The sequence below is a fragment of the Marinobacterium maritimum genome (assembly GCF_039523155.1).
Taxonomy (GTDB): Bacteria; Pseudomonadota; Gammaproteobacteria; order Pseudomonadales; family Balneatricaceae; genus Marinobacterium; species Marinobacterium maritimum.
On the sequence record NZ_BAAAET010000002.1, the window covers coordinates 982987 to 1004564 of the forward strand.

Annotated in this window: 18 protein-coding genes; 13 read left to right on the plus strand and 5 right to left on the minus strand. The window is 58.0% G+C overall.

Going from position 1 to position 21578, the window contains the following annotated elements; genetic code table 11:
- Nucleotides 1-20 precede the first annotated feature (20 nt).
- From ABD013_RS10705 to ABD013_RS10720, 4 genes are all read left to right on the plus strand, one after another.
- Complete coding sequence (locus tag ABD013_RS10705) at nt 21-1796, plus strand: calcium-binding protein (RefSeq protein WP_343805667.1); 1776 nt, start codon at nt 21-23, stop codon at nt 1794-1796.
- A gap of 150 nt (nt 1797-1946) precedes the next feature.
- A complete protein-coding gene (locus ABD013_RS10710) occupies nt 1947-3344 on the plus strand; it encodes a Wadjet anti-phage system protein JetA family protein (protein WP_343805669.1) in 1398 nt (465 codons plus the stop codon).
- The gene (locus ABD013_RS10715; protein WP_343805671.1) at nt 3345-4154 is read left to right on the plus strand and encodes a DUF4194 domain-containing protein; all 810 of its coding nucleotides are present in this window, start codon (nt 3345-3347) and stop codon (nt 4152-4154) included.
- Nucleotides 4151-7573 carry an SbcC/MukB-like Walker B domain-containing protein gene (locus tag ABD013_RS10720; RefSeq protein WP_343805673.1) on the plus strand — a complete coding sequence of 1141 codons (3423 nt, stop codon included), beginning with the start codon at nt 4151-4153 and terminating at the stop codon, nt 7571-7573. Before ABD013_RS10715 ends, ABD013_RS10720 begins: the two co-directional genes overlap by 4 nt.
- Before the next feature lie 4 nt (nt 7574-7577).
- On the opposite strand, the gene ABD013_RS10725 is transcribed toward ABD013_RS10720, so the two are convergent.
- Nucleotides 7578-8246, minus strand: coding sequence for a hypothetical protein (locus ABD013_RS10725; RefSeq protein WP_343805675.1), 669 nt, complete (start codon nt 8244-8246; stop codon nt 7578-7580).
- A gap of 122 nt (nt 8247-8368) precedes the next feature.
- Between ABD013_RS10725 and ABD013_RS10730 the strand changes: the two genes are divergently transcribed.
- A complete protein-coding gene (locus ABD013_RS10730) occupies nt 8369-9670 on the plus strand; it encodes a DUF3422 family protein (protein ID WP_343805677.1) in 1302 nt (433 codons plus the stop codon).
- Between the two features lie 39 nt (nt 9671-9709).
- The gene (locus ABD013_RS10735; RefSeq protein WP_343805679.1) at nt 9710-10030 is read left to right on the plus strand and encodes a BolA family protein; all 321 of its coding nucleotides are present in this window, start codon (nt 9710-9712) and stop codon (nt 10028-10030) included.
- Nucleotides 10031-10112: 82 nt separating this feature from the next.
- Here ABD013_RS10735 and aroA read toward each other — a convergent pair whose 3' ends face one another.
- Both aroA and ABD013_RS10745 read right to left on the minus strand, forming a co-directional pair.
- Complete coding sequence (gene aroA / locus ABD013_RS10740) at nt 10113-11393, minus strand: 3-phosphoshikimate 1-carboxyvinyltransferase (protein ID WP_343805681.1); 1281 nt, start codon at nt 11391-11393, stop codon at nt 10113-10115.
- 72 nt (nt 11394-11465) lie between these two features.
- On the minus strand, nt 11466-11987 hold the full coding sequence (locus tag ABD013_RS10745; protein ID WP_343805684.1) for a methylated-DNA--[protein]-cysteine S-methyltransferase: 522 nt from the start codon (nt 11985-11987) through the stop codon (nt 11466-11468).
- A gap of 102 nt (nt 11988-12089) precedes the next feature.
- On the opposite strand from ABD013_RS10745, the gene ABD013_RS10750 reads away from it, so the two are divergent.
- From ABD013_RS10750 to ABD013_RS10765, 4 genes are all read left to right on the plus strand, one after another.
- Complete coding sequence (locus ABD013_RS10750; protein WP_343805685.1) at nt 12090-12335, plus strand: HP1242/YdcH family protein; 246 nt, start codon at nt 12090-12092, stop codon at nt 12333-12335.
- Between the two features lie 135 nt (nt 12336-12470).
- Complete coding sequence (locus tag ABD013_RS10755) at nt 12471-14264, plus strand: ABC transporter ATP-binding protein (protein WP_343805687.1); 1794 nt, start codon at nt 12471-12473, stop codon at nt 14262-14264.
- 17 nt (nt 14265-14281) lie between these two features.
- Complete coding sequence (locus ABD013_RS10760; protein WP_343805689.1) at nt 14282-15397, plus strand: phospholipase D-like domain-containing protein; 1116 nt, start codon at nt 14282-14284, stop codon at nt 15395-15397.
- Between the two features lie 10 nt (nt 15398-15407).
- On the plus strand, nt 15408-15872 hold the full coding sequence (locus ABD013_RS10765) for an outer membrane lipoprotein (protein ID WP_343805691.1): 465 nt from the start codon (nt 15408-15410) through the stop codon (nt 15870-15872).
- A 119-nt stretch (nt 15873-15991) separates the two neighbouring features.
- Here the strand turns inward: ABD013_RS10765 and ABD013_RS10770 are convergent, their stop codons facing one another.
- On the minus strand, nt 15992-16570 hold the full coding sequence (locus ABD013_RS10770) for a YecA/YgfB family protein (protein WP_343805693.1): 579 nt from the start codon (nt 16568-16570) through the stop codon (nt 15992-15994).
- Nucleotides 16571-16678: 108 nt separating this feature from the next.
- Between ABD013_RS10770 and recQ the strand changes: the two genes are divergently transcribed.
- Genes recQ through ABD013_RS10785 form a run of 3 tightly spaced genes read left to right on the plus strand, consistent with a single transcriptional unit; the run spans nt 16679 to nt 20058 of the window.
- Nucleotides 16679-18811 (plus strand): DNA helicase RecQ, encoded by a 2133-nt coding sequence (recQ, locus tag ABD013_RS10775; protein ID WP_343805802.1) that lies wholly within the window; start codon nt 16679-16681, stop codon nt 18809-18811.
- A complete protein-coding gene (locus tag ABD013_RS10780) occupies nt 18808-19233 on the plus strand; it encodes a YqaA family protein (RefSeq protein WP_343805695.1) in 426 nt (141 codons plus the stop codon). The genes recQ and ABD013_RS10780 overlap by 4 nt, the downstream gene beginning before the upstream one ends.
- A 33-nt stretch (nt 19234-19266) precedes the next feature.
- Nucleotides 19267-20058: a hypothetical protein gene (locus tag ABD013_RS10785; RefSeq protein ID WP_343805697.1), complete on the plus strand. Its 792-nt coding sequence runs from the start codon at nt 19267-19269 to the stop codon at nt 20056-20058.
- Between the two features lie 6 nt (nt 20059-20064).
- Here the strand turns inward: ABD013_RS10785 and ABD013_RS10790 are convergent, their stop codons facing one another.
- Nucleotides 20065-21375 carry a Nal1-like putative serine protease gene (locus ABD013_RS10790; protein ID WP_343805699.1) on the minus strand — a complete coding sequence of 437 codons (1311 nt, stop codon included), beginning with the start codon at nt 21373-21375 and terminating at the stop codon, nt 20065-20067.
- Between the last annotated feature and the right edge of the window lie 203 nt (nt 21376-21578).

Genomic DNA, 21578 nt, shown 5'->3' on the forward strand with positions numbered 1-21578 from the left:
GCACCCTGCAGGGCGACGACGTGGATGTCGAGACCCTGACCTACGGTGCGAGCGGCAGCGTGTCCGACACCAGCCGGACCGGCTTCGACACCTCCGTGGCGGGCACCCACGGTACCCTGTACCTGAACTCCGCCACCGGCGCTTACGAGTATGTGCTGACCAGCAACATTGAAGGCTGGGATGACGGCGAGACCTTCACCGAGCAGTTCACCTTCAGCGTCAGCGACGGGGATGATGCGCTGGTAACCCAGCCGTACAACGTTGTGATTAGTGGTGCTAACGACCTGAGCGACGGTGACGAGGTCGTCACCATTGATGAAGACACCACGGCTACCGGTCCGAATCTGTTGGCCAACGTGGTCGATCCGGAGGCGAGTGATACTCACAGCATCACTCAGTTCCAGGTTGAAGGTGATACGACTGTGTATCAGGCGGGGCAAACAGTTGAGATGGATGGTGTAGGCAGTCTGACCATCAACAGCGATGGTAGCTATAGTTTCGTGCCCCTGGCGAACTACAGTGGCCCGGTACCGGTGGCAACCTATACGGTTACCGATGGTACGGATACTGATACCTCTACCTTGACCATTAATGTTAATGAGGTCCTTGATCCTCCGGTCATTTATGATGGTTCTGACTGGCAGGTGGGAAGCAAGCTGATTCAGCCTAAGGGAACCGGGAATATTACTTTCACTGCTGGAGGTAAAATTCACTTCGATTTTTATGTTACAGATCCTGATGCACAGCTCAGCATCACACCTGATGACCTGGCTGCCCTCAACGCACTGGGGCTGGATGTTTCCATCACAGAGGTCCGCGATGGTTCAAATAACACAACCTTTTTCAGGGTTTCCGTTACCAATACGACAGACGGCGCTGTTGTTATAGATAACAGCCAGAAGGTTGGGCTTGAGTGGGCAAATGTAAGCAAAAACCTCAGTGAGGTTGGTTTTATTAACTCTGACGAATATGTGCTGCTGAACAACGATGGTAATAGTGCACCATTGATAACCGGTCCAGGTAATACGTTTGATGCCTATGACCCCGCTGCCGACAATAGTGGAGTCGATTTGATCTGGGCTTCCAGTGATCCAAATGGTCAGGAGTTCGTTCAAGCCATTCCAATTACCGAGCCTGGTGAAACCATCGACGGTGGTGCAGGCAATGACATCATTTTCGGGGATCCAGGCATAGATTCCGCTGATGTGTCCAACGATGTTATTTCCGGTGGAGCTGGTAGTGACATTATCGATGGTCGTGCAGGTACTGATACGCTCCTTGGGGACGAAGGGGATGACGTTATCTTCGGCGGGTACGGCGATGACACCATAAACGGCGGTGCCGATAACGATCTGCTGTTCGGTGGCCTCGGTAATGACAGCCTTGCCGGTGGCACAGGAAATGATGTCCTGGTCGGCGGTAAAGGTAATGATATCCTGAGCGGCGGTGAGGGTGATGACATCTTCCGCTTTGATGTCGGTGATGCCGATGGCTCTACTGATACCATTACTGACTTCGACATCGGTAATGCCAATGGTCACGGTAACGATGTGCTCGACATCTCCGACCTGCTGGATCCTTCCGGCAGCAACGTGATCGACAGTACCAATATCGGTGACTATCTGGATGCCAGCTTCGATAACGGTACCGGACAGACTACGATCTCTGTGTTCAGCGGTGGTGATGCTACTGACCCGGCAGCAACACCGGATCAGGTCATTGTCGTCAACGGTGATCTGGCCACCGACCTGAATATGCTGGTTGATAACGGCACTATTGTTGTCGACAACAGCTAACGGCTGGTCCTTGCTTTAGCTAACCTGAAAGCCCGCCATCCGGCGGGCTTTTTGCTTCTACTCAACTCTGCCAACCATTCCCCTTATCTCGCACCCGGTTTTTCGCTAACATAACCCGCTTATGCAAACCGACGACAACCGGACGACTCTGTGCTGTTCAACAAGCTTCCTGAAGATATATTTCTCCCGCTCTCGGGGCAGAACCGGCAGGTCTACCAGTCGGTCCTGCTGGAATTGGCGGACCTCTTCTTTGATGAAGACCTGATCGACCCCTTTATTCCGCGTGACCTGGTACGTTCTACCATCGAGAATGCCGTGGTACGGCTGGGTGTGCGACGCTGGGAGCACGAGGTCGGAGAGGATGCGGCCGAGCTGCCCAGGTCGACGGCTGAATATACCAATCGCATCTATCGTCGCCTGGTTCAGACCGGCTGGCTGGAAGAGGAGCAGAAGGTCTATCGGACCTATGTGCTGCTGTCGCCATCGGTGAGCCATCTGCTGCGTTCGCTGGTCAGTATCGCCAAGCTGGAAAAGCGCAGTTATGGTGGTGCCGTGCTCAACGTGCTCAGCTCGCTGGAATCGGCGGTTAACGACCCCGAAGGGCGCGGTATCACCCTGGCTGAGGCGGCCCAGACGGCAGCGGACTTCAGTGCCCACCTGACCGACATGATGCTCAGTCTGCGTGAATTGAAGATCAACCTGTCTGAGAGCAACAACCCTCAGGAGATCGTGCGTGGCTTCTTCGACCGCTTCGTTGAGCAGGTGCTGGTGTCGGACTACAAGACACTGAAGACACGCAACAACCCCTTCCGTTTCCGTCGCCAGATTCTGTCGATGCTGCGGGACCTGCAGTTTGATCCGCTCAAGCTCAAGCAACTGACCGAGCATTACCAGCTGCAGCTGGATGTGTCCTACGATGTGGCTGAAGCCCAGGTCCATCAGCACATCAACCGCATCATCCGTATCTTCGACTCGGTGGATCAGCGTTTGGCGTCGATCGACGATTTCCGCTATCAGCTGGAGAAGCGCGTGGCGGATACCGTGCGTTATATGGACAAGACCACGCCGGGTATGGCGGCGCGCCTGTCGCGCCTGATCGCGGCGGCCAGCAAGTTGCCGGATCATGTCATTCCGCGCCTGGATACACTGGAAGAAGTGGGCTTCATTTCGCCCGCCAGTGTGCGTGCCCCCATCCGTCGCCGTATTGAGGCTAAGCCCCGCGTCATCACCCAGCAGGAGATCGATCCCAAGGTGCTGGAGTTGCGTCGTCTGTTCAAAGAATGGAAGGAGCGCCGTGAAGTCAATGTTGACCGGATCGAGACCTATCTGGAAAGCCAGCTGGCCGGTCGCGACCAACTCAAGGCCACGGACTTCCGCATCAGCACGGTGGAGGAGTACATCTGTTTCAGCTACGTCCGCCACCTGAACTCGCTGGGCAAGAAGGCGCAGCAGATGCGCAAACGTTACCGAATTCAATTTGAAGACCACTACGTCAACGTCTCCGATATGGTGGAGTGTCGTGGTTTTATCATCCACAGGAATACCTAAATGCTTGGTGATCTGCAGAAAATCGTCTCCCGCAATGAACAGCACGACGCCGATGATTTCATCCGCGCCGCCGGTCTGTTGCTGAGCAGCCAGTTCCTCTATGCGGACCGCCCGGTACACCGTGACAGCTACTTCCTGATCGCGAGCAATCTGGACTACTTCCGCAACCTGTTCGAAGCGATCGGCTGGACCCTGGCTTATCAGCCGGATGAGGCTTTCCTCGGCATCATCCCTCAGGGTGAAGAACGAGTACTGAAGCTCAAGCTGGATGAGTCCCTTCTGATGCTCTGCCTGCGTCAGCAGTACGAGCAGAAGCTGGAAAACTTCGAGGTGGAAAGCGGCAAGGCCTACACGACCACCGATGACCTGCTGCGCCTGTTTGCCAGCCTGACCGGCAAGGATATTCCCAACGAGACGCGCCTGAAGGAGATTCTGTCGCTGTTCACCCGCCACGGACTGGTGGAGCGTGGCAAGGTGGAAGAAACTGATCCGAAAAACATCCCGTTGCGCATTAACCCGACCATCCGTCAGGTAGTGGTTGAGGACTATATCGGCCAGCTGGAAGCCCTGTGTGATATGGATATTCGTGACCGTATCGAGGGGGGCGAAGAGGTTGAGGAATCCGAGCAGGGGGATGACGTGACCACTGCAGAGGAGCAGTCCGAAGCTGCCGTCGAGACCGAGACCGAGACCGCAGGTACGGCAGAGACCGACGCTGAAGTAACGGCCGTGGAGACCGGCGGTTCAGCAGCCGAGTCCAACCAAGAAGATGAACAAGCCGCCGACAAAGCGGAGGACACCCCGTCATGAAACAGCTTAACCGCATCGTTCTGGTCAACTGGTATGTACTGGGTGCCGTCGAAATTCCGATCAAGGGCAATGTTGCCATCGTGGGCCCCAACGGCTCCGGCAAATCCTCGCTGCTGGATGCGATCCAGACCGTATTGATGGGCGGCCACAAACGCCACCTGAGCTTCAATGCCTCGGCCGGCGAGAAAAGTGAACGCTCCCTGCGCACCTACTGTCTGGGTTTCATGGATGATCAGGGCAAGAAAGCCACGGCCCGTGAAGACTCCCTGACCTACATGGCCCTGAGCTTCTTCGATACCGAAACCGCCAAGGAGAGTTGTATCGGTATTGCCATCAGTGCCTCCACGGCCAGTGCCGAAGAAGATGTGTTGGGTCGCTTCATCCTGCCGGAATTTTCCGTCTCGCTGGATGATTTCTCGGTAAAAGAGGGGAGTGGTCGCATGCCGCGCCCCTGGAATGAGGTGCGTGACAGTCTGCTCAAGCAGTGCCCTGACATGATCATGGAAAAGCGCGCCAACCGTTTTATCCGCGATATGGTGACCCACCTGAGTCACGATCCGCAGATGCCGAACGACGATGACAAGTTCATCAAGAACTTCAAGAACGCGCTCAAGTTCGTGCCGATCGACAGCCCGACCCGCTTTATCCGTGAGTTCGTGCTCGACGAGAACATCGTTCACGTCGGCGCCTTCCGTAAATCGCTTGACGAATACCGGGCGATGGAGCAGAAAACTCAGGAAGTGGCCAACCGTATCGGCGAACTGGAAAAGGTCCAGGAGCTGTGTGGTGGCATCAGCCGCAATATCAAGAATGCGGTCGAATACGAATGGGTGGTACACGAAAGCCGCTTTGAGAATGCCGACCTGCGCAAGGAAGATACCGCTGAACGCCTGGAAGAGGCTGCCGAGCAGGAAGAGACCCTGCAGCAGCAGCTTGAGGAGAACAGTGCCCGTCTTAACCAGGCGATGCAGGATCTTGCCGATGCGCGTGCCGAACTGAACACCAGTGACTCCGCTCACAAGATCAGCGCGCTGGAATCCACTATCAAGGCGCGTCAGCACGAGCAGAGCGTGGTGCGTGACAAGATCCAGCAGGCCTACAGCCTGCTGCGGACCACGGTCAGCTTTGCCAGCTACAATGACCTACTGCCGGATGATTTTCGCCCGCTGGTCGAGCGCTCGGTTGAACTCTGGCGCTCCGGTGAAAGTCTGCCGGCGGATCAGTGGCCGGCGGAACCGGTCAGCGTCGATAAGGTGATCGAGCAGCTCAAGGGGCAGGTCGATGACGTGCGCAAGGCGATCGCCCGCCGCTACGAAGAGTCGGTGATCCGCATCAACGACCTGCGCAGCCTGATCCAGAATCAGAAGAGTGCGGTGGAACAGCTGCAGCAGGGCCGGGCGCCCATTCGCCACAACACCCGCGAGCTGATGGAACTGCTCAACGAGTACGGTATCGAATCGACGCCGATTTGTGAGCTGGCCGATATCAATGACGACAAGTGGCGTATCGCCATCGAATCCTTCCTCGGTGCCCGCCGTGAAGCACTGGTGGTGTCACCGGATCGGGTCAAGGAAGCGATTACGCTGTACCGCCGCAAGGGGCGTCACCTCAAGGGGTGCCGTATCATCAACACCACCAAGTCCGGTGACTGGCTACACCGCAGCAAGCGTGGCTCGCTGGCCGAGTTCATCGATACGGATAACGAGCATGCCCGTGCCTACCTGAACCGTGCGCTGGGTGGCGTGATGGCGGTGGAAACCGAGCATGAGCTGCTGCGTCAGGAGCGGGCTCTGACCTACGACTGCATGCTGCAGACCGAAGGCTCCACCACCTCCATCAACGAGCTGAGCCCTATCATGGGCATCCGCCGTCGTCAGGACCAGCTGGAAGTGCAGGGTCGTCAGGTAGACGAGCTGATCGCCGAGTTCACGACGTTGGGGCGTCGTCACGAGTCGCTGGAGAAGTTGCGTGATGCGCTGATCAACATGACGACCGGCCTGACCCAGATGACCGAAAGTGTGTTCAACCTGGTCAACCAGCGTGAGCAGCTGGCCTCTGAGGTGGCCGGTTACGAACAGGCGGTCGTTGACCTGCGCAACCACGACGATAGCGGCATCCAGCAGCGTATTGCCGAACTGGCCGAGCAGCAGAAACAGATCGACGCCAAGCAGAAGTCGCTGATGGACAAACTGCAGAAAGTACGTACCGGCATGATCAAGGACAACGCCAGCCTGGAAGTTCTGGAGCAGGAGCTGGTCGAGCATGCTCAGGCACGTACCCGTTGCGAAGAGAAGTCGCACTTCGATGCCCAGTCGGCACAGGAAAAGCGCGATTATCTGGACGAAAGCTGTGGTGGCGAGCTGGAACGTGTCATTTTCGAAGCGGCCAAGCGCGCCCAGTCCGAAATTCAGCTGCACGAGAAGAAAAAGAACGCTGTCCGTGATGCCGTGGCCCAGTACAAGGCGCGCTATCATGGCGGTGGCATGAGCCACCAGGAACTGGACAACATCAGTGCCGAGTCCAGCCATGAAGACCTGGAGTTCTACGTTAACCAGACGGTGCAGGCGCTGCGTGATTCCGAACTGGCGGAATATACCCAGCGGGCCGAACGTGCACGCCTGGAGGCGGAAACGACTTTCCGTTCCGACTTCGTGGCGCACCTGAACGACCAGATCAACAAGATCAAGGATCTGATCCGCGAGCTGAACAGCCACCTGAAGAACCGTCCGTTCCATCAGGAGATGTACAGTTTCGAGATGATGCCCAACCCGGAGCTCAAGGATATCCTCGAGCTGGTCGAGGCCTACACACGTTTGGATCAGGCCAACGTCGGTACACTGTTCGATATCCAGCACCAGGGCGACAACGACCACCGCGAAGCGCTGAACAAGATCCACGATGTGCTCAGCGATGAGGGCGAAAGCAGTCTGCTGCAGGACTACCGTAACTTCTACAACTTCGAACTGGTGGTGAAGGATCTGGAAGGTAACCGCAAGACCACCCTGACCCAGCGTATCAAGACTGGTTCCGGTGGTGAGCACCAGGTGCCTTTTTACGTGGCGATGGCCGCGGCACTTGGCGCGACCTACCGTCTGAAGGAAGGGGGTGATGGTCAGCCGGTGGGCGGCATGAGCCTGTCGGTATTCGATGAGGCGTTCAACAAACTCGACTCCGAGAACACCGTGACATCACTGGGCTTCATGTCAGACCTGGGGCTGCAGACCATCATCGCGGCGCCGGACGAGAAATACTCGCTGCTCTCTTCCTGCATGGACACCATCATCAACGTCTGTCGTGACGGCCGTGTGGTTGACCTGGATGTGGAGTTCCCCACTGAGCTGGGCAAGGAGCTGCTGGCTTCGGATCATCCTTACAAGATCCTGGCGGCTGAAGCCGAGGATGAGTCCCTCCCGGTCTGATGGCTCAGCGAACCGGGGCTGGCAAGGAGGTCAGTCCCGGTGTCGTGGCTGTCGAAACGGGGTTCAGGTCGGCGATCAGGCTGACCAGCACCTGTCCGCGACAACTCAGCTGTAGCCGAGGGCCGTAAGGTCTGGCTTGCCAGTCACCACCATGATCCAGCAGGTCCAGCAGTACTGCGGCCGGACCTAAAACCACTTCATCCTGCTCGCTGCGCCAGTCGCGATACTGATGGTTGGCCAGCAGTCGCTTAAGGCTCAGGCAATTCCACTGTGCCGGCAATCCCTGTAGCGGTGCCAGCCGTTCGCTGCTCGTGGGCGCATGCAGGTGTGGGTCGCGCGGCTGGGAGCGGCGAGCACTCAAGTCGCTGTGGACGCCCAGAAGCTCGTTGTCGCGCACATTGCCACCGAAGTCCAGTGTATCCAGTCCTGCCACCAGCCTTTTCAGGCTCCAGTTGCAGCGCTTGACCAGCTGCCAGGCCGGGTCAATGGAGCGCCGAGACCCCAGCGTGTAGCGTACCGGTTCTGCCTGATTGAACAGGGTCAGCTGCAGGAAGTGGCTCTGAAAATCGACCAGACAGGCCGGAGTATCCACCAGACAATAGGGGACTTCACGGCGGCAGAAGGTGATCCACTCGTCACGGCTTTCCAGTTGTGGCAGGACACGGACAATCATAGGCGACTCGAATTGGTATAGGCCGCAAGTATAAGGCAAAGGCCGACGGATTGACGATCCACCGGGGGTGTTCATCGCCGAAACAATTCATTAAGGTTGGTTTCTTTTGCCCGGATTCCGTGATGAATATCCATCCGCTGCGCTCACATCTTTACGACGAATTGCACTCCCGACCCTTCCAGGTCATTCCCAGTCCTGCACGGGTTACGCATATTGCAGTACTCTGTTCAGAGTCCGAGAAACAGGCCCAGTATGACCATCTGCAGGAGCTGCATAGTGTTTTTGGCTGTCCGATAAACCATCAGGACCAAAACTGCTACGAGTATGACTGCGGCAACTTTCGGCTGCGACGTGAAAAGCATACCGAGTTCACCGCCTACACCTTCATCAATCTGGATATACCTGAAGGCAGTGAGCCTTTCGAAGTGACCGGTTTGACCCCCTTGCCTGAGGGGTGGATTGAGTCCCTGCCGGGCGAGGTGGTGGCCGCGTTTCACGTCAGTATCAAGGATGCTCGTCAGTCACCGGAGCCGGACCTTCCGTATGTGAAGCGGGCGTTCGAGGATATGCGCCTGGTAGGCAGCAGCCCGCAGAATGGCGACGCTCGAGTCTGGGCCAGTTTTCAGCTGCACTCGGATGGCTTTGGCCGCCTGATGGTAGTCAACAAGCAGATGAGTGACAGCCAGTTGGGCCGATTGACCCAACGCTTGATGGAGATCGAAACCTATCGTCTGATGGCACTGCTGGCATTGCCGCTGGCACGTTCTGTATCACCCGAACTGGTGCGTATGGATGATCGCCTGGCGCAACTGACCCAGCAGCTGGCTGGCGATGGAGAGGTCGATGAGCCTGCATTGCTGGCCGACCTGATCGATATGGCCGCCAATATCGAGTCCTGGCGAGCCCGGTTGACCTTCCGCTTCGGCGCGACCAAGGCCTACCATGCATTGGTACTGACGCGCCTGGATGAGCTGCGTGAAGATGAGGTGTCCGGTCATTTAACCATGACTGAATTCATGACGCGTCGCCTGACCCCGGCGGTACGTACCTGTCAGGCCAGCGGTGAGCGGCTGGAGGACCTGTCACGGCGAGTGGATCGTGTCTCCGATATGATGCGTACTCGGGTTGAACTGAGTATTCATCAGCAGAACCAGCAACTGCTCAGTTCCATGGATCGTCGTTCCCGCATTCAGCTGATGATGCAGCATACCGTCGAAGGCCTGTCAGTGGTGGCGATCAGCTACTACCTGATCGGATTGCTGAAGTATGTGTTCGAGGCGGTGTATGATGCCGGTATACCGATCGACAAATCGCTGGCCACCGGCATATCCGTCCCAGTGGTTGCCTTTAGCGTCTGGCTGGCGACCCGTCGAATCCATCATCATTTCATTCAGATGGCGCGCAAGGACCGGATTCGAGACTGATCCGGCTTCAGGCGTGAGCGTTACATGAGCGGAGTATACATGAGCGTTGCAGAACAACTGGAAAGCCTGCTGCAGGCAGGCCTGAACGTCCAGCATATTCAGCTGGAGAACGAGAGTCACATGCACTCAGGCCCGGCGACCGAGAGCCACTTTAAACTGGTACTGGTCAGCCCGGACTTCGAGGGCAAGCGTCTGGTGCAGCGTCACCAGCAGGTCTACGGTCTGGTGGCCGAGCTGATGCAGAATCCGATCCATGCCCTGGCGCTGCACCTGCACACGCCGGAGGAGTGGGTGGCTCGCAATGGTGAAGTGCCGTTGTCTCCGACCTGTAAAGGTGGTTCCAAAGCGGATCAGGGATAAGGCACAGGTATCGCCAGCGGGCAGGCTCCTACAGCGGTCATTTGTGCCTTGTAGGAGCCAGTCTGCTGGCGAATAAGCGCTGTCAGCGCGTAATCTGCGCGAACAGTTCGAAATATTCCGGGAAGGTCTTGCGGGTGCAGCCGGGATCGTTGATGGTGATCGGTGAATCACCAAAGGCAGCCAGCGAGAAACACATTGCCATGCGGTGGTCGTCGTAGGTGTCGATGGCGGCGCTCTGTACCTGCGCCGGCGGCGTGATCTCGATGAAATCCTCACCCTCAACCACTTCCGCGCCCACCTTGCGCAGTTCGGTCGCCATGGCGCTGAGGCGGTCAGTTTCCTTTACACGCCAGTTATACACGTTGCGAATGGCGGTCGGCCCTTCGGCAAACAGCGCCGTGGTAGCGATGGTCATCGCCGCATCTGGAATGGCGTTCAGGTCCAGGTCTACACCCTTGAGCTCGCCCTTGCTCACCTCGATCCAGGTCGGGCCATAGCTGATCTTCGCACCCATCTTGCCCAGTACCTCGGCAAAGGCCTTGTCGCCCTGAACACTGTCAGCGCCGACACCGTATACGCGTACGGTACCGCCGGCGATGGCGGCTGCGGCCAGGAAGTAGGAGGCGGAAGAGGCATCACCCTCGACCATCACTTCACCCGGTGACTGGTACTGCTGACCGGCCTTGACCAGGAAGCGCTGGTAGTTCTGGTTTTCTACCTCAACCCCGAACAGCTTCATCGTGTGCAGGGTGATATCGATATAGGGCTTGGAAACCAGCTCGCCCTCGACGTTGATTACCAGGTCACCACTGGCCAGCGGTGCCGCCATCAGCAGTGCGGTCAGGAACTGGCTGGAGATATTACCCTTGATGCCAACTTCGCCACCCTTTAAGCCGTTGGCGCGGATGCGCAGCGGTGGGTAGCCAGGCTCACCCAGGTATTCGACATTGGCCCCCAGAGGCAGCAGTGCATCGACCAGGTCAGCGATGGGGCGCTCGTACATGCGCGGCTCACCGGTCAGGGTGAATTCGCCCTGGCTGGCACAGAGTGCGGCGCAGAGTGGGCGCATGGCGGTGCCGGCGTTGCCGAGGAAGAGTTCCAGTGCCTGGTCGACGTTGAAGGCCTGACCCAGCCCTTCCAGCTCGCAGCTGCGACGGTCTTCCGCCAGGGTGTAGCGAACCCCCAGTGCCTGCAGTGCATTGAGCATATGACGGACGTCATCGCTGTCGAGCAGGTTGGTGATGCGGGTCGTGCCCTTGGCCAGGGCGGCGAGCAGCAGAATTCGGTTGGACAGGCTCTTGGAGCCCGGAATCTGAACTTGGCCGTCGGCATGGGCCAGCGGCTGCAGGGTCAGGGTATCCATGGGTGGCAGCTTCACTCTACGCAGGTCGTGGGCTGCATAAGCTACCGTTTATCGGCGCTGAGGTCGAGTCTCCTATGGTGTATTGCTCGATTGGATGACTCGGTATTGCTCAGGTTCAGGCGCAGTTTTGAGTGGAACCTGTTCCAGCTGCAGTAGGCGAATCTTGGTCTCCAGTCCACCGCCGTAGCCGGTCAGCGAGCCGTTGGCGCCGACCACGCGGTGGCAGGGAATGATGATGGAGATCGGGTTGCGATTGTTGGCCATGCCTACAGCTCGACAGGCCTGGGGGCTATTGATGGCTCTGGCAATGTCGACATAGCTGCGGACTTCGCCGTAGGGGATCGCCTGAAGGGCTTCCCAGACCCGGCCTTGAAAGGGCGTGCCGACCGGTGCCAGCGGCAGGTCGAAGCGGGTACGTTCGCCCCGGAAATAAGCCTCGAGCTGTTCGACGGCCTGTTTCAGTACCGGCTGGTTGGGTACGTCAGGTCCCACAGGTGCACGCTGGCCGAAGTCGACACGACACAACCCCTGGGCGTCGGCCTGCAGGGTGAGCGGACCCACAGGGGTGTTGAGCATGACGTGGGTGTGGATCATTTGTAACTTCCCCGCAGGTGTTGATACGCATCAATGACGTTAGGTCATGGTTGCAGGATAGTGAAAGTGCAAAGCGACAACAACTTCAGGAAGATAGAACGCATGACAATCGAACACCATGACCTGGTCCACGAACTGCCGGAATACCGTGAACAGATCCATACCCTGAAAGTGGAAAACAGCCACTTCGCCCGCTTGTTCGACGAGTATCACGTGATCACCAAAGAAGTGGAGCGCATGGAAGCGGAAATCGAGCCGGTTGCGACCAAGACCGAAGAGGAATTCAAACTGAAGCGGTTGCAACTGAAGGATCAGCTGTACGCCATGCTGAAAGAAGCTGGTAACTGATCGTTCCATCCTGGTTCCAAATAACACCCGCATCTGCGGGTGTTTTTCTATCCGGGGCTGGCGTACATTGAATATCAGGCAGGCGAATGTTTGCGCCGCAATTGCCTTGATGTTCTCTGTTGCAAGGAGCTTCGGGTGTCTCTATCCACACCGCCCAGTTATACCTGGCGTTACATCTTCAATATTGCCTTAGAGCACAAGCGAGAGCTGATACTGGCGAACCTGATCGCCATCGGCGCTGCCGTGCTGAGTGTGCCCTTGCCGTTGCTGATGCCGTTACTGGTCGATGAGGTTCTGCTAAACCAGCCGGGTGTGGTGGTGGCCAGCGTGAATGCCCTGTTTCCGGCTGACTGGCAGGGTGCGCCGCTCTATATCGGTTCGGTGCTGTTGCTGACTGTGGCGCTTCGGCTGATGGCGCTGGGGCTCAATGTGCTTCAGGCTCGCCAGTTCACCATTATTTCCAAGGACATTATCTATCGTATCCGTGCCGGGCTACTGGAACGATTACAGCGCATCTCCATGGCTGAATACGAAACGCTGGGCAGTGGCAGTGTGGCGTCCCATTTCGTCACCGACCTGGATACCGTTGACCGTTTCGTTGGCAGCTCGGTCAGTCGCTTTCTGGTGGCGGTGCTGTCGATCCTCGGTACGGCGCTGATCCTGATCTGGATGCACTGGCAGCTGGCCCTGTTCATTCTGTTCCTGAATCCTTTCGTTATCTGGCTGACCATGGCGACCGGCAAGAAGGTCAAGCATCTCAAGGCCAGGGAAAACTCCGCCTACGAGCTGTTTCAGGCCGCGTTGACAGAGACGCTGGATGCGATCCAGCAGATTCGCGCATCCAACCGGGAAAAGCACTACCTGACGCAATTGACCGAACGGGCGCGGGCGGTGCGGGATCATTCCACCAGCTATGAGTGGCGTTCAGATGCGGCGAACCGCCTGAGTTTCATGCTGTTCATGATCGGGGTGGACCTGTTCCGTGCCGTTTCCATGCTGATGGTGGTGTTCTCCGATCTGTCGGTGGGGCAGATGATGGCGGTATTTGGCTATCTCTGGTTCATGATGGGGCCGGTGCAGGAAGTGCTGGGCATGCAGTATGCCTGGTTCGGGGCCCGGGCGGCGCTGGAAAGGGTCAACCGGCTGCTGGCGTTGCACGCCGAACCACGTTACCCGCAACTGCAAAACCCCTTTGTCGACAGAAAGACCGTCAGCATCAGTTTGCGTAACCTGCATTTCAGTTACTTTCCGGGCCAGGAAGTGTTGCGAGGAATCTCACTGGAGATCCCGGCAGGGCAGAAGGTGGCACTGGTCGGGGCCAGTGGTGGCGGCAAGTCGACGCTGGTACAGGTGCTGCTGGGCCTTTATCCGCCGCAGCAGGGAGAGGTCTGCTTTGATGACGTTCCGGTGCAGCGGATCGGTCTGGAGCGGGTGCGCGAGCATGTCGCTACGGTGCTGCAGCAGCCGGCCCTGTTTAATGGCACGGTACGCGATAACCTGACTATGGGGCGTCGGTTTGATGACCGGCAGTTATGGGATGCGCTGGCAGTGGCCCAGCTGAAAACCTTTGTCACAGGGTTGGAACAGGGGCTGGATACCATGGTAGGGCGGCAGGGCGTTCGTTTGTCGGGGGGGCAACGTCAGCGTCTGGCAATTGCGCGCATGGTGTTGTCTGACCCGGCAGTGGTGATCCTCGATGAAGCGACTTCGGCGCTGGATACCCAGACCGAGTATGCGCTGCACCGGGCGATGTCCGAGTTTCTGCAGGGTCGGACCACGGTGATCGTGGCTCACCGTCTCAGTGCAGTAAAGCAGGCTGACCGCGTCTATGTGTTCGAGGATGGTCAGATCATTGAGCAGGGCAGTCATGATGAGCTGCTGGACCAGCAGGGTCTGTATGCACGGCTGTATGGCCAGCGGCAAGTGTAGAGGAAAGCGACTGAAGCATGCGACAGCACTTCAATTGGCACGGTGGTAACCGGGTCGAACTGATGGTCGACGGGGAGAACTTCTTTCCGGCGATGTTGAGAGGGATCGAGCAGGCCCAGTCGAGCCTGCTGCTGGAGTTTTACCTGGTGATCTCCGGCAAGATCATGGATCGCTTTGCTCAGGCATTGTCCGATGCGACTCGCAGAGGGGTCAGCGTCCGCCTGATCATCGATGGTTTTGGCGGTCGTCATCTGAGTCGAGCGGATCGTCAACGCCTGGAAGCCTCGGGCGTGAAACTGGTGATTTACAACCCGTTGCAACTGAACAAGCTGACTCGCAATTTTGCCCGTGATCACCGCAAGCTGATGCTGGTGGATGAGCGCATCGCCTTTATTGGCGGCACGGGTCTGGCAGACGAATACTGGCTTTCGGAAAGGGCCGGTTGTCCCTGGCATGAGGTGATGTGCCAGGTTGAGGGGCCGGTGGTCGCGGATCTGGTCAGCTTGTATAACCGCCTCTGGTACCGCTGTACGGCTCAGCGGTTGTCGCCGCCGTCACCGCAACCGGAAAAGGGCAATGCATTGATGCGGGTGACGACGGTGCAGGGGCTTTACCAGCAGGATATCAAGGTTGCCTTCCTCAACCATGTTAACGGCGCCAACGATCGCATCTGGCTGGCAACGGCCTATTTCATGCCATCCTTCTCCATCCGCTCGGCTTTGCGGCGGGCTGCACGGCGCGGAGTGGATGTGCGCATGCTGGTGGCGGGACCCTACACCGACCAGTTTTGGGTCTATCATGCTTCCAAGCGCTATTATCGTCGGTTGCTCAACGCCGGTGTACGTATCTTCGAATACCAGCCCCGCTTTCTGCATGCCAAGGTAGGTCTGGTGGATGACTGGGTATCGCTGGGCTCCTGTAATCTGGATCACTGGAACCTGCGCTGGAACCTCGAAGCAAACGTGGAAGTGATCGAGCCCGAGATGACCGAGCAGGTTGAGCAACTGATGCTGGCCGATCTGGAACAGTGTGTAGAAATTACTGCTGAAGAGTGGTCAAAACGGCCCTGGCATCGCAAACTGAAGGAACTGATCTGGGCGCTGATCAGTCAACTGGTTTTGAAGATCAAATAGAGATATGGATATGAAAAAACTTATTGCCGTGGTGGCCTTGTCAACGGTCACAGTTTTGGGCGGTTGTGCCCAGCAGGGATTATACGGGACCAGCTACAGCCGCAGTCAGGTTGGGCAGGCACAGACGGTGCGGTATGGCACCGTGGAATCGTCTACGCCGGTACGGATCGAAGGCCGGACAGATGGCATCGTCGGCAGTGGTACAGGTGCGGTGGTCGGTGGCATCGCCGGCAACCAGATCGGCGGTGGCAGTGGTCGTACCTTGGCAACTGTGGTTGGTGCGGTCGCCGGTGGTTTGATCGGACAGCGCGTGGAGCAGGCTTCAACCGAACGTCAGGGGCAGGAGATTACCATTCGCCTTGATAACGGACAGGTGTTGTCGGTGGTGCAGGAAGTGGATAACGGGCAGTTCTTCCGCCCTGGTGACCGCATTCGGGTACTGGGGCAGGGCCGGTCGCTGAAGGTGACCTACTGATAGGCTTCGTGCCCGGCCTTGGGCGGGTCTGATGTTGTTGCCAGGCATGGCGGGTGAGTCCGTGCAGGGTGTCATGCCATTTGGTGAGGCGGTCAGCGACGGCCTCACCGAGCTGGGCTTTACTTGTCCGGGGCGTGGAAGTGCAGGTACAGGTCGACCAAAACTTCCGGGATCTGGACACACATTTCTTCCCGCAATGAACGGTCCTGGCTGATGTCGCGTACTTCTTCGTCCTCGAACAGGTCTGAAGCGACCATAACGGGCAGCAGCAGGCCAGCCACGGTTTCTTCGTCCTGACCGAACCAGGCGTCCTCCTTGAGGAAAACACCCTCCATGAACGACTGAGCCCAGATGGTCAGCTCGGTCATCTCTTCATCATCTTCCGGTTCCAGGGTCAGCTCGCAGGGCAGCAGGATCTCCTGATCGTTGTAGAGGTCATTGCCGATGGTGCGGTAAAGCTTGCGCAGCAGCTCGACGATCTCGTTCTTCTCCGCTTCGGATGACCATTCCGGCTCGCCGTCGAACAGCTGCTCCAGCCATTCCGCTTCAGCGATTTGCTCCGGGCTGATATTCAGTGCGCAGAGGAAACCGTGAGCGCCGATCAGGTCCAGGGCTTCGTCGGAAACCGCCGGCGAAAACAGGAATTCTTCCAGGCGATCCAGTTCTTCTTCAGTGATGAGGGCAATATTGGCAGTCATGGCAGCTTATCCGCAGCGAAGGAAACAACGGTGATTCTACCCCGAAGCGAGGCACAGGGATATGGCTGCGGGATGACTTCAGGCAGGTGATCACGGATAATGCCGCGCATGATTGAACGCGCCCGACAAATACTCGCCGATGTGTTCGGCTTTGAGTCCTTCCGTCACCCCCAGGATGAGGTGGTGGCTACGCTGATTGAAGGCCGGGATGCACTGGTCATCATGCCGACTGGTGGTGGCAAGTCGCTCTGTTACCAGTTGCCCGCACTGGTGCGCGAAGGCTGCGGCATCGTGGTCTCACCGCTGATCGCCTTGATGCAGGATCAGGTCAGCGCCCTGTCACAACTGGGTATCAGAGCCGGGTGCCTGAATTCGTCAATGACGCTGGAAGCGCTGCAGGAGACTGAGCATCAGCTGCGCACGGGTGAGCTGGATTTGCTCTACGTGGCACCGGAACGCCTGCAGCAGCCTCGTACCCAGCAGTTGCTGAGTCAGTGCAAGCTGGCCCTGTTTGCTATCGATGAGGCGCACTGCGTGTCCCAGTGGGGGCACGACTTCCGTCCTGAATACATGCAGCTGAATCAGCTGCGCCACCTGTTCCCCGGCGTTCCACGCATTGCGCTGACCGCCACCGCCGATGCCCGCACTCAGCAGGAGATCCTGGATCGGCTGGAACTGGTGGATGCCCGTGCCTTCATCTGCGGCTTCGACCGGCCCAATATCCGCTACCGCATCGGCCAGAAGAACCGGGCGCGCGAACAGTTGCTCAGATTCATTCGTGAGGAGCACCCGCAGGATGTCGGCGTGATCTACTGCCTGTCACGCAAGCGGGTGGAAGAGACTGCCGCCTGGCTTTGTGAGCGCGGTTTCAATGCCTTGCCCTACCATGCCGGCCTGGATGCCAATCTGCGTCAGCATCATCAGCACCGCTTCCTGACCGAGGAGCCGGTGATCATGGTAGCGACCATCGCCTTCGGCATGGGCATCGACAAGCCCAACGTGCGCTTTGTGGCGCACCTGGATCTGCCACGTTCCATCGAAGCCTACTATCAGGAGACGGGGCGTGCCGGTCGAGATGGTCTGCCGGCGGATGCCTGGATGGTTTACGGCCTGCAGGACGTGATCTTCCTGCGTCAGATGCTGGAAGGCTCGGGCGCTGAAGATGCGCAGAAGCAGGTCGAGCGGCAAAAGCTGGAAGCGATGCTGGGGCTGTGCGAAATCACCAGCTGTCGTCGTCAGGCGCTGCTGGAGTATTTTGGAGAAACCGAGCATGAGCCCTGTGGCAACTGTGATACCTGTCTCGAGCCGGTGCCGGTCTGGGATGGTACCGAGGCGGCGCGCAAGGCCCTGTCAGCGGTCTACCGCAGTGGCCAGCAGTATGGCGTCAATTACATCATCGATATCCTTCAGGGGCAATCCAACGACAAGACTCGTCAGCGCGGCCATGAACAGCTTTCAGTCTGGGGGATTGGCCAGGATCTGGATCAGCAGCAGTGGCGTTCGGTATTCCGCCAACTGGTGGCGCGAGGCTACCTGAACGTGGACCCTCAGGGGTTTGGGGTGCTGCACCTGAGCGAGAAGTGCCGTCCATTGCTGAAGGGGGAGGAAACCCTGGAGCTGCGTCGTGACCTGCGCCAGAAGGCTCCTTCGGCCGGCAGTGGCAAGGGGCGCAGCAATGTGGCTCAGCAACGCCTGGATGCAGACGAAAGCCGACTTTGGGATGCGCTGCGTGCCTTGCGCAAGCAACTGGCTCAGGATCAGGACGTGCCGCCTTACGTCATCTTCCACGATGCCACCCTGATGGAGATGGTGCTCTATCGACCGCTGACAGCCGAACAGCTGCGCCGCCTCAGTGGCGTTGGGGAGCGTAAGCTGGACCTTTATGGCCAGCCGTTCCTCGATCTGATCGCCGAGCATGCGGATGGCAATGACAGCGGCAGTGATCAGGCAGAGCAGTCGCTGCTGCTTTACCGTAGCGGCATGACGGTGGAACAGGTGGCGCGGCAGCAGAAGCTATCGCCCAATGTGATCTATGGGCACCTGGCACAGGGCATCCGCCAGAACATGATCAGTGTGGATGAGGTAGTGGAACTGCCCGCGAGCGAACGTACCGAGATCGAAAACACCATCCGTTTCTGCCGTCAGCAGTTCGGTGATTCGCTCAAGTCGGTGCATGAGGCGCTGGAAGGACGCTACGAATATGGCCTGTTGCGCTGTATCCGTCAGGGAATGGAGATGTGAGCGAAGCGCTGCAGGGGCCTGTTGGGCTGTTCTTCAGTGCGCTGATCTCGTCCACGCTTCTGCCGGGCGGCTCGGAGGTGCTGCTGGCCTGGCTGGTGTCCGAAGCACAGCATTCGATTTGGTTGCTCTGGGGCAGCGCCACTGCGGGCAATGTGCTTGGCAGCCTGCTGACCTGGGGCATGGGCTACTGGATCGCCGGTCGCTATCCGTTAAAAGCACTGGACAAGCCGCAGCACCGGCGTGCCCGTCGCTGGCTGGAACACTACGGCCCCCTGGGGCTGCTGCTGGCCTGGTTGCCGATTATCGGAGACCCTCTCTGTCTGGTCGCCGGCTGGCTCAGAATCGGTTTTGTCGCCAGTCTTATCATGATTACCCTGGGCAAGGCGCTGCGCTATGCTGTGGTCATTGGACTCTTTGGCTAAACCTTTTGGCTGAACTCTTATGGCAATTCAGGCATGACCCGAACTCTGCTGCTCAGAATCATCCAGCTGATTCTGCTGAGCATTCTGCTATTGCTGCTGGCCAATCTTTGGCTCGGCAGGGCCTCCCAGGTCTGGTGGCAGCGTCCGGTGGTTATGGCCATCTACCCGATCAATGCGGATCAGCACCCGTTGACTCAGGCGTATATCGACCAGCTGCGTCAGGAGCACTTCGCCGACATCGAGACTTTCTTCAATCGTGAAGCCACACGGTATCGGCTTGATGTGCAGCAGCCGGTCAGGGTGCAGTTGGCGCCTCAGATCCATGCCGTGCCGCCACAGGTGCCGAACGCTCCCAGTATCTTTGATGCGATCTGGTGGTCGATCAGGATGCGTGTCTGGGTATGGCAGAATGACGCTTATCAGGGTGAGGTGGGTGCGCGCATCTTTATCAACTATCACCTGCCCAACAGTGACATCATGCCGCCGCAGCATTCACTGGGTTTGCAGCGGGGTATGATCGGGCTGGTAAATGCTTATGCCGGTGTCGACTATCAGGGGCACACCAGTTTGATCGCGGTGCATGAATTCCTGCATACGCTGGGGGCCAGCGATAAATACGACCCTGAGACAAACCAGCCGATCTGGCCGGACGGCTTTGCCGATCCGACTCAGGCGCCCCTGTACCCCCAGACACGTGCCGAGATTATGGGCGGGCGGGTTCAGGTCAGTCCCGGCTGGGCGCTGCTGCCGCCCAGTCTCGAGCAGGTTACCATCGGTTCGGCGACCGCCATCGAGATCAACTGGCTGGCCGCTCCGCCCGAGTAGACCGCTTCAAAAAGAGACGCTGACTCTGTTAGAGCATGATGTGGTACCGGTTTCGCACACTTGATAGTGGTACATCCCCTTGCCGCGTACGTTCAGTGCATCCGTATAGTGCTCGGTATTGTTCAAGGTCTCGATCAAGGCATCGTTACGCCAGACTTCGACAGTCGGTGCTACAGCACCACTCCAGCTCAGATCCACGTGTTGAACGCCCTTGGTTTTGTACCCCTGTGCGATGAGGGTAAGGGTATTCGGAGGAGGGGGCGGCGGTGCTGTTTCGTCCCCATCAATCACTACGTTGAAGCTCGCCAGCACCTGGTCAATCGGGTTACCGAATGTGCGGGTAGAGCTGCCGGCAAAGAGCAGGGCGACCGGGTTGCGTTGATCATCATCGGTCACGATCAGGGAGCCTGAGTCACCGCTGCTGCTGAAACCGCTGTCGCTGATCGCGATCTGATCCACAAAGCGGGCCGACTTGGTGCAGATCAGCAGTGTCCCTTCGTAACAGACGTTTAGGTTAACGGCCAACTCGCTGACCTGGCCTTGGGTACAGCCAGTGGTGCGGCCACATTTCTGGACGGGTTGTCCGAGGTAGGCGCTGACGGTTTCAGCGCTGGGTGCTCCATAACCACTCGAAAGCGTGGCTGTGCCAAGGAGGGAGGCATCGGTTAAGGCGATGGCTGCATCAACCTGGTTGTCACCCCCGCTGAAGTCGAGAGGGATAAAGTCGTACAGTGTACCGATATCATCAGCCGGAGAACTGCCGTCATCAAAGCTGCCGGGCTGGATCACAACGTCCCGTTTGGTTCTGGCATCGTTACTGTTGGCAAAGACGTGATTGTTGCTCAGTGCGAAAACGTTACCGGCGGAATCTCTGACGCGTGCGCCGATGGTGCCGGCCGTGATATCCGGGTGGCCCGCCGAGGTGCCTATGGGTACAGGGCGAAGCTGGCGCGCTGTAGGATCTTCATCTTCAGCCAGGGCATAAATCAGACCGGTTACGTGAATGCGGATCGGAATACCGGCAAGCTGAGTTGGAATGTCGGGTATTCCCGCGCGTTGAGTGAACAGCCGTATTACCGGTTTTCCGTCTGCCGTGTTGCCTATGCCACTGCCCAAAATGGCCGGTTGGGCGGTCAATTGGGCTTCCAGCCAGTCACGGGTGTCGGCGGCAGCTCGAATCTGCGGGTGATTAATATCCTGTGAAGAGAAAGGCGGAGCTGCATGTGAGACGTGCGAGGCTATCAGGATTAGCAAGGCGAGCAGGAATAGCAGCCTGCTCGTGATTCGATAGGGTTCAGTGGTGATTAGCTGATTCATGGCTGTGCTCCGCATTGGGTTCGGGTATGGCGAGCAGAGGCATCGCGTTTTACCCAGGCTTGTGCGGAGAAAAAGCAAGATTGGCACCAGATTGCCAACAGCCTGAAAGTACTCGGTTTATGAAACCCTCATGGTTGTAACAATTATGCAAATGTTAAACGGCGCTAACAGCCTGACTCATGAGGTGTTACAGAAGGGAAAGG

Coding starts and splice junctions, on each gene's coding strand:
- ABD013_RS10745 (WP_343805684.1), bottom strand. CDS start 11,987: ATGATCCACACCCACGTCATGCTCAACACCCCTGTGGGTCCGCTCACC.
- ABD013_RS10735 (WP_343805679.1), top strand. CDS start 9,710: ATGAGCGTTGCAGAACAACTGGAAAGCCTGCTGCAGGCAGGCCTGAAC.
- ABD013_RS10770 (WP_343805693.1), bottom strand. CDS start 16,570: ATGACTGCCAATATTGCCCTCATCACTGAAGAAGAACTGGATCGCCTG.
- ABD013_RS10790 (WP_343805699.1), bottom strand. CDS start 21,375: ATGAATCAGCTAATCACCACTGAACCCTATCGAATCACGAGCAGGCTG.
- ABD013_RS10720 (WP_343805673.1), top strand. CDS start 4,151: ATGAAACAGCTTAACCGCATCGTTCTGGTCAACTGGTATGTACTGGGT.
- ABD013_RS10750 (WP_343805685.1), top strand. CDS start 12,090: ATGACAATCGAACACCATGACCTGGTCCACGAACTGCCGGAATACCGT.
- aroA (WP_343805681.1), bottom strand. CDS start 11,393: ATGGATACCCTGACCCTGCAGCCGCTGGCCCATGCCGACGGCCAAGTT.
- ABD013_RS10765 (WP_343805691.1), top strand. CDS start 15,408: ATGAAAAAACTTATTGCCGTGGTGGCCTTGTCAACGGTCACAGTTTTG.
- ABD013_RS10785 (WP_343805697.1), top strand. CDS start 19,267: ATGACCCGAACTCTGCTGCTCAGAATCATCCAGCTGATTCTGCTGAGC.
- ABD013_RS10760 (WP_343805689.1), top strand. CDS start 14,282: ATGCGACAGCACTTCAATTGGCACGGTGGTAACCGGGTCGAACTGATG.
- recQ (WP_343805802.1), top strand. CDS start 16,679: ATGATTGAACGCGCCCGACAAATACTCGCCGATGTGTTCGGCTTTGAG.
- ABD013_RS10730 (WP_343805677.1), top strand. CDS start 8,369: ATGAATATCCATCCGCTGCGCTCACATCTTTACGACGAATTGCACTCC.
- ABD013_RS10725 (WP_343805675.1), bottom strand. CDS start 8,246: ATGATTGTCCGTGTCCTGCCACAACTGGAAAGCCGTGACGAGTGGATC.
- ABD013_RS10715 (WP_343805671.1), top strand. CDS start 3,345: ATGCTTGGTGATCTGCAGAAAATCGTCTCCCGCAATGAACAGCACGAC.